The sequence below is a fragment of the Halopseudomonas sp. genome (assembly GCF_036960865.1).
Lineage (GTDB): Bacteria > Pseudomonadota > Gammaproteobacteria > Pseudomonadales > Pseudomonadaceae > Halopseudomonas.
In genome coordinates, this window is the sequence record NZ_JBALWE010000001.1 from 56,451 (window position 1) to 74,178 (window position 17,728).

The following is a 17,728-nucleotide window of genomic DNA, read 5'->3' on the forward strand; positions in this document are numbered from 1 at the left end:
CTGGCTTCTGATCCAGTAAACACGAGGGCAAGCGGTATGGATCGATTGGTTAAAGAAGAGCTGGAAAGCCTGCTACGCGAGACACACAGCATCAAGCGCCTGGGACGACGGATCATCAATCTGGCGGGATTTCTGGGCTCGGACACAGCACCTGACTCCATCAGTCAGCAACTGACGGCGCTGTCTGGTTTGCTGATTCAGCAGGAGGCCTTTGACGCCCTGCTGGAGCCAGTGCTGGCAACCGCACGCGCACGTGGCACAAGCCATCTACACAACACCGAGCTGACCAGCGTGCTGTCCAGCCTGGAAGGAACCCGCAAAGCGCTGCAGCCAGACTCCCCAATCAACTATTCGGAGCTGGTGGCCTGGCTGGTATCAGCTGCCAGCGAGCGCGGCATTCTCAAGAACAAACGACGTGCGCCAACGCCTGACGCCGCTGACAACCGGAGCGCCTAATGCCCGTAGTCTCAACACGCAGCTCACTCGCTCGCCAGTGGGAGATCCTGCAGCAGTTACCGACCAAGCCGCCCGGTATGACCACCGCGGCGTTGCGCCAGAGGCTGGAAGACGCAGGCCATAAATGCACCAAGCGCACCATTGAGCGGGACCTGTTGCTACTGGAGCAGCTGTTCCCCCTGCACTGCAACAGCAAGGGTACGCCGTTCGGCTGGCATTGGATGGAGGGCAAGTCCCTGAATGTCCCAGGGCTCAGTCTGGGTGAAGCATTGTCGCTGAGCCTGCTGGAAGGCAGCCTGGAAGCACTGCTGCCCCGGGCGCTACTTAATGAGCTGACGCCGCGCTTTAGTCAGGCGCGCGACAAGCTCAGCGCATTGGCGGCGGAAACACCGGCAGCGCGACTGCCGCAACGAGTCGCTTACCTGAGCGCCAGCACCGTGCTCCAACCACCGCAGATTGACCCCGATATCGCCGCTACCGTGCTACAGGCCTTGGTCGAAGGCCGGCAATTGCAGTGCATCTATCGCTCCGCATCCAAGCGCAGCCAGCAAGACCTCGTCCTCAACCCGCTGGCAATGGTGCAACGCGGGCAGACGCGCTACCTGCTGGCGACCGGTACCAGATTTGTCGATGTGCGTATGTATGCCCTGCACCGCTTGCAAAGCGCCGAAGCCCTGCCAACAGCCGTGCCCAACGACACTCCATTTGACCTGGCAACCTATCTGGCAGAGGAGCAAATGCAGTTTGGTGTACGCGGAAAGATAGCACTGCGCGCCTGGGTCAAAGACCAGCTGGCGCATCTACTACTCGAGACACCAATTTCTGATGACATGCAGCTGACCCCGTTGCCACAAGGTGAAGGTTTCCAGCTAAGCGCTACGGTCAGCGACAGCTGGGAGCTGAAATGGTGGTTGCTGGCCCGAGCCGGCCAAGTAGTAGTCACTGCACCCGCATCACTACGTGAGGAGTTGGCCCAACGCCTGAACCTGGCTTGTGAGCAATATCGAGATAACCTCCCGGCCCCGGAGGATGCATGAGCGAGGATCAATGCAGCCTCACCGTACGCATTGTTGATCTACTGAACGGTCGTGAAAGAGGCAGCCCGTTCGGCCCGGAAGAGAAACAACTAACTACAGCGCAACCAGACAATAACGATGGCTGCGACTTCTGCTTCGTGCTTGGGGCCCCAGCAGCCTATAGCGTGCGGGGCGATCATTACATAACCCTGTTTCTAGACCCAGCAGGCAGCCAGCGCGCCCTTGAAGCGGGATGTTTTCAGATCCGCTGTGACCGCCCATGTAACCCCCAGGAACTCGTTATCTGGGCGGACCAGATCATGGCTGCGCTGTGCGGCGTTTTCCTGGACGTCCCCAAAATCCCGTGCATCGACTTGGCGGACCTTCGCGTCGTGCTGCATAACGCCAAGGGCCGCAGCATGATCGCACGCGCCTACCAGTTCGGGACATTCAATACCGAAGCAAAGCGGGTGCTTGCCGGGCAACGGTTTCAGTCTGCCTTTGCGGTACTTAGCCTCAGGGAGCAAGACTTCTCGCTTGAACTTTTCAGCCAGATTGGCAGTGCGCTAGAACAGAACCTGGACGATGACGCACTGGCCGCAGTCGGAGTCAACTACCATCAGCACCCGAGCACTCGCCTGCTGATATTGAGCGACGAATAACCACGACAACCGATCGCGCCATCCGCGCATGAACCACACACGAGATACCAACCTATGAGCAGAGCAAGAACACGCAGTGAACGTCGGGCCATTCTGGTGCTGGAGTCACCCTGGGCATTGGACGATAGCGACAGCAACCGCAGTAGCGTGCGCCCCTTCGTCGAGGGCATGGCCAAGATGGAACCAGACGTGGATGTATTCAGCGCCAATTTTTACGATAAAAACAGCTTCAGACTTGCCCTTGAGTGCCTGTGCAAGGTGAGGTTTGATAACGCGATCATCTATGTTGCTGCGCACGGTTATCCCGGCACGATCGGCGGCGTGAAAATCACCGATGCCATGGTCATGATCGGCGAGGCCGCCAAGAAGCACGGTATTACCGGATTGATGCTAGGGTCCTGCTTTGTCGGCGGAGACACCGTCAAGCTGGAAGTATTTATCGAAGGTACCGGGCTACGCTGGGCGGCCGGATACTCCTCCAGCTGCAACTGGCTGGAGGGTACCCTGGTCGACTGCAACATCATGGCCAAGATGCTGCACCTCCACAGCGAGCTGTTGTCGGAGAAAGACGAAATGATCGAGCAGCTTGCCACCGCTACAGCACTTTTTGTCGAGGACTACGAAATCGGCGAAGACCTGAACGACGAAACTGTTCTTCTGCGTGACTCACTGGAGTTTGTGATCCAGCCAAGTGGCAGCGGCAAACGCGCCAAGCGGGTGACTGATGAAGTCTTTGCGCTGAACACGCTGGAGGAGGAAGAGCAGGAATGAGGCGCAGGCTTCAGCGACGCCTAACCGCAAGTGAACGGCCCGCTCAGTTGAGGTTTCGTGCCAAGGACGACTCTCAACAGCTGAGTCTTCGCCCCCAGGTTTCAAGCCAACCCCGCCAGTCGGGATAACGCGCCCTGATTCTCTGCTGCTCCGACTGATTATGTAACGGCTCGTAGTCGATGAACCTGCGGGGAGTCTGCATGCGAACTACTGCTGAGCGACTGCAGGGCAATCACTACGACCTCGGTTAATGGCAGCGACTGACGCTAAAACCGATCCAAGATGCGGCAAGCAGGCCCTCGAACACCTAGCCGAACACATGGCGACAGGGCCACCGCGCAGTTTTGCCGACCACCTTGAGCATATATATCCCGTCGTTAGAAGCTGAGGCAAACTTCTACCAACAACACATCGGTCGGGCCATGGCCGCCTGAGTTAAACGAAATCGCCTCCATAAAAACCGGTGCGATTTACTTTTTTTAAGAGGAAAGTCTTAATTAAAGAACACTAATGCAAAACTTACAGACCCACACCTACAACCGGGCTTTGCTGGCCCGGGCGGAATAGGTGAGCGACTGAGCGCCCTTTATAGCGCGCCTGCACTTCTTCCGCAGCCACCGACCCAACAAACTCCCAGCGTCGGTCCGACTTGGTAGCAAGCGCTGTCTGATCCCGGTATTTATAATGGGTTGACCCCGCATGATGCCAAGATTCAACTTCATATACTTCGCGAACAATGCCTGCATACACAGCCATTACAAATTTAGCCCTTTCACGCCTTGGCCCAATCACCCAAATACCCCGAGTGCACTCATACAACTCCTCGGCACTCATATCATATTTAAACTGTTTATTGATTCGAATCAGCAAAGCAGGGTCGGTAATTTGCGCGCGCTCCGCCTTGCTTTCGATGATCAGGTCGCTCAGGCCTCTGCGCGGATATCTATTACTAAGATGGCCCTTCACTTGATTGGTCAGATTATCTATGCCAACCACTTCAATCAAGGCGGCCTCAACCCGAGTAGCCTCCTCATCATCCCGTAGCCCATGAGCCAAGATATCAATAACAGGCTCTAGCCGCGCGTTACGAATTTGGCGAATTCTGTCCACTTTCGCAGAAACGCTATTATCGGATAGATGCTCTGTAGCACGACCACCTATGCCTTTACCGATATAAAAAATCTTTTTATTTCGCGGATCGACGTAAGCGTACACGTAGTACCCCAACGCTTGTGCCAGATCTGGGGTGATGCTCATTTCAGCCATTCTGAAAACTCTCTGTACACAATTAATATTCGCCTTCTTAAAACCGCCCCATTTTTCTCACGTATAGCAATGCGATTTTGATTCGATTGGTAACACAGTCCATACCTGAGACACTAGCAGCACAACCGATATTGCTTTAAACGAGCTCTGGACCTTACAACGACGCCTTCACCATCATGCTTGAGATGCTTTTATAACACTCGGTAACCTTTGACACCATGGCCGCCCACCTAAGATCGAGATGCCCGACGACCAGTGTTCAGGCTGAGCCCCTAATCAGTTTTCTCTTAGACGATGGCAGACCCCATGCCTGAGCCAATTCAAAGCCGTGCCGCCCCCGACCAAATGGCAACATCTCTGTACTTAACGAGTTGATACCAATAACTATCCGGGGCCTTCCAAATGTCGATGTAGACCTCGGCTTTACACTGGTACGGATTTGGACTCTTTAAAGGTTTGATGCCGCGAAAATGACGTAGTTTAGCGACACCTAAGCTGCCACGCTGGGTATCGTATCCGCATCTTGCTGGCCCCCCCTTTGCGATCATCGGCGTCTACCCCCCGGGGAAAGAGCCATGTTCGCAGCGATCCGAGTCATAAACCAGGTACTCCAGCCAATAGCCGAGAATAGCTGCCGAACCCGGCGCTATATCTCATTCGATCACATCTACTATCAGCCACTAAATGAGCGTACGCCCTACCAGCCGGGATACCGCACCCTCATCAAACGGCGTTCCCGTGCATTGCTCTTCCCTTGGTATTGAGCAGGGATCTCCGCCAAATCCACAGCAATACGTATAATTGCTTCGCGTAGCTCCAGCTCTTCCAGCCAGCGCTCGGGAATCGCCTGAGGGCCATAAATCAGCCCCAGCAAATTACCGGCAATCATCCCGGTGCTGTCGCTGTCACCACTGTGGTTTACGGCCATAATCACCCCATCCTCCAGGCTTTGCGCTGCGAGGGCGCACCAGAGGGCAATCGCCAGGGCTTCGTCGGCCACCCAGCCACCGCCCAGCTCAGCGATGCGCTCAGGATTGGGCCTTACCCCGTTCTGATGTAAGCGCAGCACTTGCTCGACAAGCACTCGAGTTTCCTGCATACCGGGCTTGCTGCCGTGGGCCTGCAAAGCGATGACTGTTGCATCCTCTAGCGGTAGGTTGTGCCGCCACAGCCGGTTGAGAATGTCAGCAAACAAGCCTGCTGCCAAATAGCCGGTAGGGTGGCCATGCGTCAGTCTGGCCGATTCGCTAGCCACCTCAAAGGCATCAAACAAAAAGGCACAGGGCGCGACACGCATAACCCCACCGCAACCTTTACTGTTATTGCCGGCATGCTCGCCGAACGTGAGGCTTGCGCTCAGCGCTGACAGACAGGTATTACCCGGCGCTCGTCGTGACCACAGTGACTGTTCACCGATCAACCAGCCATCGCGGCAGGGGCTCAGTTCCGGCTCAACGCCCTGGGTAATCAGCCAGCGCTGCAAAGCATGATGCAGCACCGCCGGAATATGACAGTTACCGTTGTCACGCATACGCACCAACGCGCGCAGCAGACCCTCGGCGGTAAACAGCATCATCTGCGTGTCGTCAGTTATCGCTCCACGCCGACCATAGGCCGGAGCCATCGATCGAATACCCCACTCGCCAAAACCCCGGCGGATCTCCTCCCACGACATAAACTCCACTCGTGCACCCAATGCGTCTCCCACCGCACCACCCACCAGGCAACCAACTACGCGGCGGGAGTCCCAGGAGAGAACCTCTAGATCCCGTGCAAACGGTGTGACATTCGCTCTGATCGAAAGCCTGTCGTCTTGACCTGATCGAATGCCAACCGGATCGCCAACAAGTGTGTCATCGCACTCGGCCCATTGCGTAAAGTCGGTCATACTGCTCTCCCTTGCGGTTAACGGATGACAGTCTAGGCACCGCATGCGACGATTCATGTCGCACCTGACAGGCAAAAGGAATTGTGATGAGCAAACACGATACGTTATTGCGCACGCTAGCGTTGCTGCGCCTAATCCCCAGGGCACCCGCCAAACGCGACACCAACACCCTGCACGAGTTGCTCAGAGAAGAAGGCTTTATCGTTGACAAACGTACGCTGCAGCGTGACCTGCAAAACCTGAGCGCGAAGTTTCCGCTCACCTGCGAGGTGACCGAAAAGAATGCTCCGCATCGCTGGCAGTACACCGCCGGCTTTGCCAGCGACCTCCCCGCCATGGACACCGCAGAAGCACTGTTTTTGGCCATGGCCGAGCAGAGCCTGACGAGCAAACTACCGCCCTCTGCCCTTGGTCATATCAGGTTGCGCCTGGCACGCGCGCGACAGCATCTCGACAGCCTGGAAACTAACGACCTGGCCCACTGGGATAAACGTGTAGCCAGCATCCCCGAAGGCAAAGAGCTGATCGCGCCGACAGTTAAACCCGGTATCTGGGAGTCGATAGCCGATGCTCTACTAAACCAGCATGCAATTGATGTCACCTATCGCAGCCGCTTCAAGAAGGCACTTAAACAGTACACCGTCCACCCGCAAGGGCTAGTGGTACGCGGCGCCATCAGCTACGTGCTGGCCACCATAGATGAGCACGAAGATATCCGGCAACTCGCGCTGCATCGCTTTCAAACCGTAACTCCCAGCGCCGAGACCTTTCGCCCCTGCCCGGACTTCAGCATCGAAGCCTATGTGCAGCAGGGCAACTTCGATTACCCAGTCGATAGCCAGCCCGTCGAACTGGTAGCAGACATCTATCAAGACCTGGCCTGGAAGCTGGAAGAAACACCCATAAGCAACGACCAGCAACTATCCGCGCCTAACGACCAAGGCCGCGTAGAACTGCGCGCGACCGTGCCGAACGACAAGCAAACCCTATGGTGGATACGAGGTATGGGGCCAGCCTTTCTGGTCAGGCAGCCGGCCGAATGGCGTGACGCCCTCGCGGCTGATGCCGCTCAGGTGTTGGCCCATGCAAAAACCTGCGGCTACCAACCTGCCGCGGAGAATGCCTCGTCATGACCTACTCCGAATTGAAAGAACGCCAACGAGCAGAGCGAGACACCCACCCCACCAATCTGGCAGTACGCGTGCATCGCGCACTCAGCTGGTTAAACCGCGCGGAGCAAAGCGACGACCTGGACGGACGCTTTGTCTTCCTGTGGATCGCCTTCAACGCCGCCTACGCCACCGAGATCGACGACCAGTTAAGGCTAAGCGAACAGAAAACCTTTCAGTCGTTCCTGCAAAAACTCTGCGATCTCGACCAAGAGCGCGCGCTGGAGAAACTGGTTTGGCAGGCCTTTCCCGGCAGCATTCGCGTGCTGCTGGACAACAAATACGTGTTCAAAAGTTTCTGGGACTTCCAGAATGGCAGGATCAGCCATGAAGACTGGCAGGCACGCTTCAAGGCGGGCAAACAACGTGCTCACGCAGCGCTTGGCGCAGGCGATACGGTGCAAGTGCTGAGTGTGGTCTTCAGCCGCCTCTACACGCTCCGCAACCAACTGATACACGGCGGCTCAACCTGCAATAGCAGCGTAAACCGCGAGCAGGTGCGTGACGGCGTGGCCATCCTCGCCCAACTGGTCCCCCTGATCATCAAACTCATGCTGGACAACCCCAACACCCTTTGGGGCGATGTCAGCTATCCGGTGGTGGAGGGCTGAAATATCCTGGAAGTAGGCCCTCTGGAGACCTACTCACACGAACCTTTAAACACCACCATCATCTGAGGCCGAAAGGATTGCTCTCACGGCCCATTAATACCCCTCCATAAACAAAGCAGCCTCAAGCTGTCGCAAGCTGTAAGCAGCTCCAGACCTTCTATTGAGCTCAGCCAGGATCTTTTTCGCCAGACAATTTGCATCCAGCTGAGCGCCCCAAGACCGGTAGGCATTTTTCCAGCGCAAGCGATTTTCTCTTGGCCGCGTGCCGCCTCGCCCAGCCACAACACCCAGCGATGGGTAGCTTTTTCTGAGTTCGTCTACAGCGTCGTTTTCAAGCACACGCTCAGCAATGGATACCAGGGCTGTCGCCACCCGAGAGTCATAGATAACAAATTCATCTGGATAGAAAAAAGCATATAGCTTCGTCCAAGCGCTGTTCATCGCAGCAGGTGCATCAGTTGCCGGGGCTTTTGCTAGCTTCAAATTTGAGACCACTACTTGCGGGTCGTCTGTAGGAAGCCGAACACCACCCCAGGCGCATATCTCGGTGAACAGTTGCAGAACTTCTGACGCCTGGCTATCGAGATCGGTAAGAAGCGCTCGAGCACGTTCGATATATCCATTCAACAGGAACTCCGTGTCACTGTAGGATGTTTCTGGGTCAGGCCAGAAGTATGCCGCTATACGAGCGTCAAACCCGATTACAGGGCCTGCAGGATGGAAGCATTTGCGTCGTCGATCGAAAATCTGGAATGGCTGTGACTCCAAATAGGTCGCATAACCCTCTTCCGGTGTGCCATTTTGCGAGGCGCGAGCTACCGTTTTTTGTTCGACATGCGAGTCAACAAGTTCCTCTTGCTCACCTAGCCCCAAAACCCGGTACAGGCCTTCGGAAACCCTCTGATATTTTGCTGCGCCCCCCTTCAGCACAGCATTACCGGTACCCTCAGCGTTATTGGCCAGCTCTGTTTTGATGGAGGACTCTTTGTAAAAGTGGAAGCCGACCCGGTAATACTCGCCAACCTCATTTTTTCTAGAAAGACTGACCTTGCGCTCAGCTGTAAGAAGGTCTGTGGCCCTCAACACCGTTGACAGCACTCCACCCTGAATCTCCAATACAATCGAATCGTACAGTGTCAACTTGCCTCTCCTTTTCCGTGCTCACTTATCCGCAGCGACAGGCCATTGACCTGTCACAAGTACGCAATTGCGCTGCGAGACGCGAATCGCAACTCTGTTACCGACAATCCATTGCTCGTCTTACTTCGCCTCTAAAGCCTCAGCTAGAGCAGCTTCAAATGTCGCTGAAAGGTTGAGTTTGTGACGCTTTGCCTGCCTGAGTAAATCAGAGCATTGACGGTTAAATTGCCACCACGCCTAGGCGCATCCTACTTAAATACTGTGCCCACGAACGCTCCTCCTTACGCCCCAGCTCGTGCACCAACAGACGCAACCACACGCAGCCTCCTAATGCAGGCAAACATGTCGGCAGGCACCAAGCGCCGGGCTTTTAAAAACACCACCGAAGCTCGCCCCCCCTCAAGCAAACATGTTACGTGCGACGACCTGGCAGGGTAGGCAAACGACCCTGCTTGTCCCTCACCAAGCCCTGAATCAACGGAGTTAGCAGCAAAGCCCAAAAAACGGACTTGCGTCTGCTGGCTGCCTGCTTACCACAGAAGATGTTGCCGAACTGAGCAAAAAAGAATACGCCCAGCGGAATTTTCACATAGAGCGCTAGCAGCATTTTCAGCACGTTCCGGTTATCAAGCCAAGTACGCACGACGATAAACAAGAGCAGCAAAGCATCGAGCACCACGGCAAGGGAAAACAGCGCCATACGAAGCTCGAAGACTGCCTCATCATTGGTGCCTGACCCTCCGCCTCCGGCTATTAACACCGCCAGCGCAGCGATACTCGCCGGGATCAGGTAAAGCCCGCCGACAACCATCACGTCCAGATGATTTCGATACACCACAATGTGCCGCTTTAAGCCTAAGCCGAGCCCAAAAGCAAATGGCAAGATCAACAAGAGACCGATGCCCACTATCCACCAGCTCAGCGGCAATGCACCCAATGTCGATTCAGCACCTGCATCAGACATGTTGAGCCTCCTGGCTGCGAGCAGCCGAGCGGTTCAACCACTCGCGCGCGTCAACACGCCAGATCGCCTTGAAGACAACAGTCAGGCAATACAGAAACAACAAGGGCAGGATGAGCGTCCGCAACACAAACAGCGCCATGACTTCCATGATGGTGTCACTGGCATTGGAGAGCTTCTCCTGTAACGCATCCAATGCCAGCGGGTTGACTAACGTGGCTAAGGTGCCGCCCACAGAATCCATGATGCCGGAAGCACCATCCGGATTCTGCGCTGCTTCACGCTCGCGCTGGATCAATAGCAGGCCGTTTTGAGTTTTGTTGCGCTCATCCTCCAACAGATCAAGCTGATCCTCGTAAAGACCAACCTGCGCGATAGCCTTGGCGTGCTCCGGCGAACGCGACAAGAAGTTAAGGCGCTCGACGGTATCCATGCCTGCCTCCAGCTCATCAAGCTTGGACTCTGCCTGACGTTGCTGTTCTATTAGCTGCTGACGCTGGGCGGCGACTTCCTCAAGTCGCGCAGTGAGCACAGCTTCCCGTTCTGCGCGCTGCTCCTCGGCTTGCGACGCCAACGCACTGAGGGCTTGCGCGTCTGCGCCTTTTACATCGACATTCTCGACCTCTCCCGGCAACGCTTCCAAGGCAGCAATCCCACCGCGGGACTGTTCAGCCAAAAAATACTCGCTGACCACACCGTTCAAGGCGACCACCATAACCAGTGCAAAGCGAAGGAAAACCAGAAAGGCAAAAAGGCGAACGCTCTGATTAAACCCGGCGAGCGATGGCCGCAACAGACTGAGAATGACCACGGCACCAGACAGCGTCAGCAAAATTTTGAAGAACAAGTCAGAGACGACGCCAAGAAGCAGCTTTTGAACCAGCAGAGAACCGATCGATAGCTTCATGAGCGAAGAGTAATCCTCGATCAGATCATTGAACGGATCTAGCACCTCTCCCAGACCTACGCTGCCAGAAAAGACCACCATGCTGACTTCTACCTCCACACTTTGCAGTAGGGAAATCAGCGCGTTGAGCAACTTGGCCACCCCAAAAGCTACTGAGGCCTGCACGAGAGAGCTGTCGATGTAATCGGTCGAGGCACGGTCGATCGCCCCCAACCAACTCACTGCCATCAGTATAAGGACTGCAGCTACTACTAACGATCGGCCACGCCCCTTTAAAAGGCCTGACGATTGCGACGTCGACTCCATGTTCACTCCTTGGTTATCTTATTGATCAGACGGGGCAACTGGCTGAACAAACCGGCTTCCTTGCCCGCCTGAGGAAGGTACAAGCGCTGAACGATGGAAACAACTGTCACCGCCGTGCTCTGCCCCTGCAATTATTCAGCGCCATCACGACAAACCTTGTCGCAATGACGGCGTAAAACAGAATTTTGCTAACCCGCTTGATAACCACGAGCGCGCATGAGTTGATGTAAAACGGCACCTTCATCACATGCAGGGGAGTCCCGTCGCATGCGAGCAGCGACGCCACTTAAATCACCGCAAGACATGGACGCCACAGTGAGCGACACAAAAGACACATTGCACCGCATAAAACAGATGATCGCCCTCATTCCCAAAGAGCCCGGCGATATCTCCACGAGAGAGTTGCTCTGCGCCCTGGAAAATGAAGGGTTTAACGTTAGTAAACGTACTATCCAGCGTGATCTGGAAAAGTCATCCAACACGTTCCCCATTTACCAATCCGTTGGGGGCCATCATCCGCGCTGGACTCGGAAAAAAACCGCGCCGCTGGATACAGACATCATGCTCCCCGCCACTGCTTTAGCCCTGCATCTCGCAGAAAGCCACCTCAGTAGACTGCTGCCGAGCACTGTACTACAGAGGCTAACGGCGCAGTTTGAGCTGGCCCGACACCAGCTCCTGAGCAATACCAGCAACACGTTTCACAACTGGGCTAGAACCGTACGCGCCCTCCCAAATGGCAAAGCGTTGCTACCTGCCGATATATCTTCAAACGTGTGGGAAGCTGTATCCGATGCCCTGCTGCGAGAAAGGCAATTACGGGTTGTTTACCAAGCTCGCGAGCAGTCGGCACCTCGCGAGCACGTACTGCATCCGGCAGGCCTGGTGTCACGACATGCGATTAGCTATCTGGTCGCACGGACCAAAAGCTACGAGCAGCCAGTGCAGTTTGCGTTGCACCGTATAACTGACGCAGAAGTACTTACTGACCCTGCCATGGAACTGGAAGGTTTCAGTATCGACCACTTCATCAGCCGCCAACTCAACAGCGAAGAAGACATCACCACTGTGTCGCTTGAAGCCGACGTGTCCCCAAGCATCGCCTGGCTCCTCAACGAAACCCCACTGAGTATGGAGCAAAGTCTCACCCCTCTTGAGGGCAGCCATTGGCAACGCTTGCGTGCCGTTGTCCCGAATGACAAGGAAACACGATGGTGGGTCTACTCGCTAGGAGAAAACATACGAGTAAGGGCGCCAGCCGACTGGATTGAGGAGATCAAAACCCGAGCGCAGCAGACACTCGCTCAGTACCAAGAAAACGCGGAATAACCTCAAAGCCGCCTGGGATCAAAGCAGGGAGCATTCGACGAACGGTCTCTAAGGCCTAACAGAGCCTGTAGCAAAGTCAAAACCCCAAGGGCAGAAACGCCGGAGCATGCGCAAGGCGAGTGGAGCTTATCGCTGCGCACTGCGTAACCAGCCTTTGTCTTGCTCCAGCAAAGGCGACGGCAGTGCAATCGCCTGTTGCCAGCCACAACGGCGCAATGCCGTCGCCAGCAGGCTTTTGGCACATTCCCACTCTCAAGAAAAAACTGGCCTTCATGCGACACGCCCTGTCGCGGTGCTGCTGCAAAGTCCCCTGTAACAGTACAACGGAGGACTGACATGCCCTTTCCACCCGGCCCCACTACCTACCGATGCCGTCAATGCAGCTGGCGAAAAAGAGTTCGCCCCACAAGCGATGCCCTCGCGTGGGGGGTGGACTGTTTTGCCTCCTGCCCGCAATGCGGTAGCGACAATCTACAGATAACTCATCACCCCAAATCGCGCGGCCCACTGGCCTGGATCTTTGGGCGTTGACTCTTAGCGCGAACGACAAAGCAGCAGACAAGGAAGGACCTATCATGACCAACGTAACCCCAATGCACACGCCCGGCTCTATTGAAGAGGCTATCGAAGGCGCTCTCAAGGGATCTGGCAAGATTAATATCATCATCGCAGGCAAAACCGGCGTGGGCAAAAGCACTCTCATCAACACGGTTTTCCGCGGCGAACTGGCGCAGACAGGTTCTGGTCGCCCGGTCACCCAACATACCGAGGAAATCTCCAGACAGGGGCACCCAATCACCATCATCGACACCAAAGGCCTGGAGCTGAAGGATTACGACACCATCGCCGCTGAACTGACTGATGTCATCGACACCCGATCTGCGTCGCACGATGAGAATCAGCATATCCACGTTGCCTGGCTGTGCATTCATGAGGACGGTCGGCGCGTCGAAGAAGCCGAGGTGGAGCTTTGCCGCCTGTTCACCGAAAAGAACATTCCGGTCGTGGTGGTCATTACCAAATCCCGCTCGGACGATGGGTTCAGCGAACAGGTGAAACAGACGTTGCCGAGCGCCGCCGCCATTTTGTCCGTTCGCGCACTAGCAGAAGAGCTAGGAGAAGACGAGGATCGCGTCACGCTCAAGCCCAAAGGTGTCGATAAATTGATTGAGGCAACCGCAAAGCTACTCCCTGACGCAAAACAGCGTGCCTACGCCAACGCATTAAACTCCCGTCATGCGGCAGCAATGAAGCTGAAGGTTGAGCAAGCCGAAACGGAAGTGGTGGTAGCTGCAGCAGCTGCAGGCGCGCTGGCTGCGGTACCTATCCCCTTTTCGGATGCGGTAGGCCTAGTGCCGATTCAGGTCGGTATGCTGGCAAAGATCGGCATTACCTTCGGCATGGAAATCAGCACCACCGCCCTCACCACCCTGGTGACATCCACTCTGGGTGCAGGTGCGGCAACGCTAATCGGTCGAACCCTGGTGACCGGCCTGTTGAAGATGGTCCCCGGTGCAGGCAGCGTCGCCGGAGGAGCCATTGCGGCCGCCACTGCATCGGCTCTTACCAAGGCCCTCGGCAGCGCATATATTTCCGTGCTCACCCGCTTCATCAAAGAGAATCCCGGCAAGGAGCTGGATATGACACTTATAGCCATGGAGCTAAGGAAGCGAATTTCATTGTAACGAGAACCAGTGAAGCCACACCTTCGGGTGTGGCTTCTGCACCTCTCTTGCCTCGGCGACATACTTGGTCGCACACTCGGCAAAACCAGCGAGCCACCACTGGAGGAATATGGGCATGGAACAGCAGGCAAACTCCGTAACACCGATCAGCCAACTCATTCCAGCTCAGGCCACCCTGACACCAGACTTTGATATTGGACTCCCTGGATCTATACCACCCTATGGTACCTGTTCAATTCGCGACAAGGACGCGCAGTGGCCCGGCAGCCTGCAAGCACTTACATCCAAGCTGCCCATCCATCAGGTAACGACCGAGTCAGACGCCCATGACCTGTACCAACAGCTGCGCCAGGCTGCGCTTGGCTACGATCCGGAAGCGCTGAACGATCTGGGCTGGATGTGGATTACCGGCACGCACTTGAAACAAAACAGCGCACTCGGAGAGCAGGTGCTTCAACTTGCCGTAGAACACAACTCCGCCGAGGCGGTGTTCAACCAAGCCGAGCACCTAAGCCACCGATCCAGAGATACGGAGGATTTGAGCAATGTGATGTCTGCTTACGTCGAGGCCTTTCGATGCGCACGAAACAACGCACTTAGAGGGCTAATCGCCAACACCCTCGCTGAACTACATGAGTACTGTATCGTCGGCGGCAAGCCAGAACACGATGAGGCGATTGCTTGGTACCGAGTCGCAAGTGAGTGCGGCGACCCTTGGGCAATTGTTAACATCTGCATACTCATGCTCAATAGCGACTCGCCTGCTTTCAACTACGAGCGCGCATTCCACGAGCTACAGTGCGCAGCCCTTCATGGCGAGCGCGCCGCCACAGACTACCTAATTGAGCTGTACGACGGTGACTGGTGGGGCCCACTGCCGCCAAACGATGCCGGTGGCCGGATGAAAGCGTTCTGGATCAATCTGGCACAGGAGCAAAAACTGGCAGACCCAAAAGCATGCGAGAGCAAAACATGACACTGCTCTTGCTTTGCCAGCAAGCAAGCAACTGACAGGTTCACTCAGCGCGCAGCCATTTGACCTACCTGCTCCCCTGCACCAATAAAACACAGCCAAGACAAGCTGCATCCAACAAATGAGGACTGAGCAAAACCAGAATTTCCGGTTCTGCACCAGTCGGCGCATATAGCGCAGACCGCACCTTCTCAAGCGATCTGATTCGCCAGCCTACCGGCGCTCCACCACTACGATGCTTCGTTGAATGCCTCGCCAGCAAGACTCGTCAATGCGTTCGTGTAAGGCCGCCAACGCACCCTTGGTCGAAACCGACCAAACATGTTCGCCTACACCTACCAGACCATCAGCGATCCAGCTAAGCTCATCATTGCGATTAACCGCAAGGCTCGCATGCTCTGTAGACAGATACAAACGAGCCCAGAAGCTGGCCGCCTCCTCTAGCGAGCGCCAAGCATAGCTGCGTACCCCAGACGGTACGGGAGACGCATTCCGCCCAACAAAGTGAGCATGCACAATCCCTGCGCACGGCAAAAAAAGGTCAAGCTCAGCCGCACTGTCCGATGCCTCAATCAGCACATGCAGTTCATCGTAGCCAGCGGCCTGGAGCTTGCCACCCGCAGATTTCGCAAGCTCAAAGCGAAACCGCCCCCCGACCCTCTGCATCGCGGTTATCAACACATCGCGATGCCACTGGACTCTGCGCAAAAAAATTTCCGCCAGCTTTTCATTGCAAGCAAAAACCCCAATCCTGCAACCCAGTTGCGCCGTAGGTCTGTGCTCGACGCCTTCATCTGCGGGGCTCACCCTACTCGAACCGGGCTATTGATACAGCGATACCCAGGATATTGCGCTTCAGCCGTGACCTTAGCCATCTGGGCGTTCTGCGCCTGCACCTGAAAACTGAAGTTGGCCGACGGTCCAGCCTTGGGGTCAACTCTTTGCAAAAAGACCTTGTACGTAACCATTTCCACCTCGCTGCAATCAGTAGCTGGACAGAATAGCCGCCAGCTACGACAGGTTTCGTCGCAGCTACGCAATACAATTAAGTCCACCACCGCGACTTGCATGGAGAGCCAAGCCGATGAATTACACCACCGTTCTAAGCCAGGTCATCAGTATCGTGAACAGGGCGGGCGACCGTTTGATAGCCGAGTGGCAACGACCTGACGGCCCCCGCGGCTTCTACGACAAGGCCGACGTGGACACTGAGATCGAATGCGAGTTGCGTCCGGCACTGCTAGACCTTCTAGCATGTGATTTTTGGGGTGAGGAAACCGGCTCTAAGCTCACCGGCAACCAGCACTGCTGGGTGGTCGACCCTAACGACGGAACGGCAGACTTTCTGAAAGGTTTGAAAGGGTCCGCCATTTCAGTTGGCCTACTCAGTCAAGGCCGTCCGGTCCTTGGCGTAGTCTATGCGCCGGTAAGAGCCGCCGGTGGGCCCGACTGTATCGCTTGGGCCGAGGGCATGAAGACGATCTACCGCAACGGCGCACCGCTTGCCTCGTCGCTCGCCAACGCCAGCCTGACGCCCGAGTCGCGGGTAATGGTCAGCAGCGCCGCGAGCAGGAAACCGGCCATTAACGCGGAGCTATGCGCACCAGCAACCCCCGCTCCCACAACCAGTATCGCGTACCGACTGGCAGCAGTTGCCGCCGGAGATGCCGTAGCCGGGGTGTCGCTGGTCACCACTGCAGCTCATGACGTATTGGCTGGGCACGCCATCTTGCGCGGCGCCGGCGGCGTGCTACTCGACCAGGATGGACAGGAAATCACCTACGGTAGCCGATCCGCCCTGGAGGTCACGTCTAGGCGTTGCTTTGGTGGCGCCCCAGACGCCTGCAGGGAACTGGCCAACCGAGACTGGGACCGTGTTTTTCAGAAAAACGTTTGAGCAATCGTTTTCCATTGAAAGCCTTGCCGGTACGCTGTGGCCGCAACCGTGGAGCAAGATAACAGTTCGCTGCTCTGCGACCAGGAACAAGAGCCAGGCAAGAACGCGACAAGTTGTGCCCACACGGCAGACAGCACGGCTTGGAAAGAGGCTAGTCCCTATCGGCGGCTGACGATACCCATGGCCCACGGTGGCCTGCTTAGGCTATCGTTATCGGGAAGAGGTCTAATCGAAACACCTTCTCTGGAAACCCACATGCCGCAAAACAACGACCTGAATAAACGCCGTGCGAATGTACTCCACGTTCAGGCGAGCAACAGACTCTCCGGAGTCCAAGTAAGCCAATACATGGCAGCGAGAATGGAGGAGTATGCTAACGGCCGTCTTTCTTCGGCAGAGCTAGTGGCCGAAGCAAAAATAAGGCACGGAGTCCAGAAGCGCTCACCTCCGGACGAGGAATGACACCCTAGCCCACACCATCCCAACGCTCGTTTGCGACGGCCTTATTGCACGATGCACGAACTTGGATGAGCAGAACCTCTCAGATACGCTTATTCACCTCGTCCGATACCGTAGCCCTAACACCAGAGCTTTCGCCGAGCTGTCTGTACCAAGAGCCCCCTATCCCCAAAAGCTCACCTGCCAAACCCCGTCCCTGCTCTCAGGCCTACAAGGCTCAGTCAACCAAGCA

At 56.0% G+C, this 17,728-nt stretch carries 16 protein-coding genes and 1 pseudogene; 11 read left to right on the forward strand and 6 right to left on the reverse strand.

Annotated elements, in window-relative coordinates; translation table 11 throughout:
- Positions 1 to 36: 36 nt before the first annotated feature.
- The 4 genes from V7747_RS00170 to V7747_RS00185 are packed head-to-tail and all read left to right on the forward strand — an operon-like array spanning position 37 to position 2,905.
- Entirely contained in the window at positions 37 to 456 is a 420-nt protein-coding gene (locus V7747_RS00170) for a hypothetical protein (RefSeq protein ID WP_335614056.1), read from the forward strand.
- Positions 456 to 1,493 carry a helix-turn-helix transcriptional regulator gene (locus V7747_RS00175; protein ID WP_335614057.1) on the forward strand — a complete coding sequence of 346 codons (1,038 nt, stop codon included), beginning with the start codon at positions 456 to 458 and terminating at the stop codon, positions 1,491 to 1,493. The genes V7747_RS00170 and V7747_RS00175 overlap by 1 nt, the downstream gene beginning before the upstream one ends.
- The gene (locus tag V7747_RS00180) at positions 1,490 to 2,134 is read left to right on the forward strand and encodes a hypothetical protein (protein WP_335614058.1); all 645 of its coding nucleotides are present in this window, start codon (positions 1,490 to 1,492) and stop codon (positions 2,132 to 2,134) included. Before V7747_RS00175 ends, V7747_RS00180 begins: the two co-directional genes overlap by 4 nt.
- Positions 2,135 to 2,188: 54 nt before the next feature.
- Complete coding sequence (locus V7747_RS00185; RefSeq protein ID WP_335614059.1) at positions 2,189 to 2,905, forward strand: hypothetical protein; 717 nt, start codon at positions 2,189 to 2,191, stop codon at positions 2,903 to 2,905.
- A gap of 519 nt (positions 2,906 to 3,424) precedes the next feature.
- On the opposite strand, the gene V7747_RS00190 is transcribed toward V7747_RS00185, so the two are convergent.
- Together V7747_RS00190 and V7747_RS00195 are read right to left on the reverse strand one after the other, a co-directional pair.
- A complete protein-coding gene (locus tag V7747_RS00190) occupies positions 3,425 to 4,171 on the reverse strand; it encodes an LEM-3-like GIY-YIG domain-containing protein (RefSeq protein ID WP_335614060.1) in 747 nt (248 codons plus the stop codon).
- A gap of 697 nt (positions 4,172 to 4,868) precedes the next feature.
- Positions 4,869 to 5,846, reverse strand: a complete 978-nt coding sequence (locus V7747_RS00195; RefSeq protein WP_442909158.1) for an ADP-ribosylglycohydrolase family protein — start codon at positions 5,844 to 5,846, stop codon at positions 4,869 to 4,871.
- Positions 5,847 to 6,145: 299 nt separating this feature from the next.
- Between V7747_RS00195 and V7747_RS00200 the strand changes: the two genes are divergently transcribed.
- Positions 6,146 to 7,192, forward strand: a complete 1,047-nt coding sequence (locus V7747_RS00200; protein ID WP_335614061.1) for a helix-turn-helix transcriptional regulator — start codon at positions 6,146 to 6,148, stop codon at positions 7,190 to 7,192.
- Positions 7,189 to 7,839 carry a hypothetical protein gene (locus tag V7747_RS00205; RefSeq protein WP_335614062.1) on the forward strand — a complete coding sequence of 217 codons (651 nt, stop codon included), beginning with the start codon at positions 7,189 to 7,191 and terminating at the stop codon, positions 7,837 to 7,839. Before V7747_RS00200 ends, V7747_RS00205 begins: the two co-directional genes overlap by 4 nt.
- 93 nt (positions 7,840 to 7,932) lie before the next feature.
- Here V7747_RS00205 and V7747_RS00210 read toward each other — a convergent pair whose 3' ends face one another.
- The 4 genes and pseudogenes from V7747_RS00210 to V7747_RS00220 all read right to left on the reverse strand — a co-directional run bounded on the left by V7747_RS00210 (position 7,933) and on the right by V7747_RS00220 (position 11,153).
- Positions 7,933 to 8,979 carry a hypothetical protein gene (locus V7747_RS00210; RefSeq protein WP_335614063.1) on the reverse strand — a complete coding sequence of 349 codons (1,047 nt, stop codon included), beginning with the start codon at positions 8,977 to 8,979 and terminating at the stop codon, positions 7,933 to 7,935.
- Positions 8,980 to 9,099: 120 nt separating this feature from the next.
- A pseudogene (locus tag V7747_RS18585) lies at positions 9,100 to 9,177 on the reverse strand (hypothetical protein); the annotation flags it as partial.
- Between the two features lie 214 nt (positions 9,178 to 9,391).
- Positions 9,392 to 9,943 (reverse strand): hypothetical protein, encoded by a 552-nt coding sequence (locus V7747_RS00215; protein WP_335614064.1) that lies wholly within the window; start codon positions 9,941 to 9,943, stop codon positions 9,392 to 9,394.
- The gene (locus V7747_RS00220) at positions 9,936 to 11,153 is read right to left on the reverse strand and encodes a hypothetical protein (RefSeq protein WP_335614065.1); all 1,218 of its coding nucleotides are present in this window, start codon (positions 11,151 to 11,153) and stop codon (positions 9,936 to 9,938) included. The genes V7747_RS00215 and V7747_RS00220 overlap by 8 nt, the downstream gene beginning before the upstream one ends.
- 315 nt (positions 11,154 to 11,468) lie before the next feature.
- Here V7747_RS00220 and V7747_RS00225 point away from each other — a divergent pair, with 315 nt between their 5' ends.
- The 5 genes from V7747_RS00225 to V7747_RS18590 all read left to right on the forward strand — a co-directional run bounded on the left by V7747_RS00225 (position 11,469) and on the right by V7747_RS18590 (position 17,499).
- Positions 11,469 to 12,482 (forward strand): helix-turn-helix transcriptional regulator, encoded by a 1,014-nt coding sequence (locus V7747_RS00225; protein ID WP_335614066.1) that lies wholly within the window; start codon positions 11,469 to 11,471, stop codon positions 12,480 to 12,482.
- 575 nt (positions 12,483 to 13,057) lie between these two features.
- Positions 13,058 to 14,167 carry a GTPase family protein gene (locus tag V7747_RS00230; protein ID WP_335614067.1) on the forward strand — a complete coding sequence of 370 codons (1,110 nt, stop codon included), beginning with the start codon at positions 13,058 to 13,060 and terminating at the stop codon, positions 14,165 to 14,167.
- Between the two features lie 115 nt (positions 14,168 to 14,282).
- A complete protein-coding gene (locus V7747_RS00235) occupies positions 14,283 to 15,143 on the forward strand; it encodes a tetratricopeptide repeat protein (protein WP_335614068.1) in 861 nt (286 codons plus the stop codon).
- A 1,081-nt stretch (positions 15,144 to 16,224) separates the two neighbouring features.
- Positions 16,225 to 17,037 (forward strand): inositol monophosphatase family protein, encoded by an 813-nt coding sequence (locus V7747_RS00240; RefSeq protein ID WP_335614069.1) that lies wholly within the window; start codon positions 16,225 to 16,227, stop codon positions 17,035 to 17,037.
- 255 nt (positions 17,038 to 17,292) lie between these two features.
- Positions 17,293 to 17,499, forward strand: a complete 207-nt coding sequence (locus V7747_RS18590; RefSeq protein ID WP_442909159.1) for an antitoxin VbhA family protein — start codon at positions 17,293 to 17,295, stop codon at positions 17,497 to 17,499.
- The last annotated feature ends 229 nt before the right edge of the window (positions 17,500 to 17,728 follow it).

Bases quoted from the DNA above. Each gene is read 5' to 3' on its own strand.
- V7747_RS00170 (WP_335614056.1), top strand. From the start codon at position 37: ATGGATCGATTGGTTAAAGAAGAGCTGGAAAGCCTGCTACGCGAGACA.
- V7747_RS00175 (WP_335614057.1), top strand. From the start codon at position 456: ATGCCCGTAGTCTCAACACGCAGCTCACTCGCTCGCCAGTGGGAGATC.
- V7747_RS00180 (WP_335614058.1), top strand. From the start codon at position 1,490: ATGAGCGAGGATCAATGCAGCCTCACCGTACGCATTGTTGATCTACTG.
- V7747_RS00185 (WP_335614059.1), top strand. From the start codon at position 2,189: ATGAGCAGAGCAAGAACACGCAGTGAACGTCGGGCCATTCTGGTGCTG.
- V7747_RS00190 (WP_335614060.1), bottom strand. From the start codon at position 4,171: ATGGCTGAAATGAGCATCACCCCAGATCTGGCACAAGCGTTGGGGTAC.
- V7747_RS00195 (WP_442909158.1), bottom strand. From the start codon at position 5,846: ATGTCGTGGGAGGAGATCCGCCGGGGTTTTGGCGAGTGGGGTATTCGA.
- V7747_RS00200 (WP_335614061.1), top strand. From the start codon at position 6,146: ATGAGCAAACACGATACGTTATTGCGCACGCTAGCGTTGCTGCGCCTA.
- V7747_RS00205 (WP_335614062.1), top strand. From the start codon at position 7,189: ATGACCTACTCCGAATTGAAAGAACGCCAACGAGCAGAGCGAGACACC.
- V7747_RS00215 (WP_335614064.1), bottom strand. From the start codon at position 9,943: ATGTCTGATGCAGGTGCTGAATCGACATTGGGTGCATTGCCGCTGAGC.
- V7747_RS00220 (WP_335614065.1), bottom strand. From the start codon at position 11,153: ATGGAGTCGACGTCGCAATCGTCAGGCCTTTTAAAGGGGCGTGGCCGA.
- V7747_RS00230 (WP_335614067.1), top strand. From the start codon at position 13,058: ATGACCAACGTAACCCCAATGCACACGCCCGGCTCTATTGAAGAGGCT.
- V7747_RS00235 (WP_335614068.1), top strand. From the start codon at position 14,283: ATGGAACAGCAGGCAAACTCCGTAACACCGATCAGCCAACTCATTCCA.
- V7747_RS00240 (WP_335614069.1), top strand. From the start codon at position 16,225: ATGAATTACACCACCGTTCTAAGCCAGGTCATCAGTATCGTGAACAGG.
- V7747_RS18590 (WP_442909159.1), top strand. From the start codon at position 17,293: ATGCCGCAAAACAACGACCTGAATAAACGCCGTGCGAATGTACTCCAC.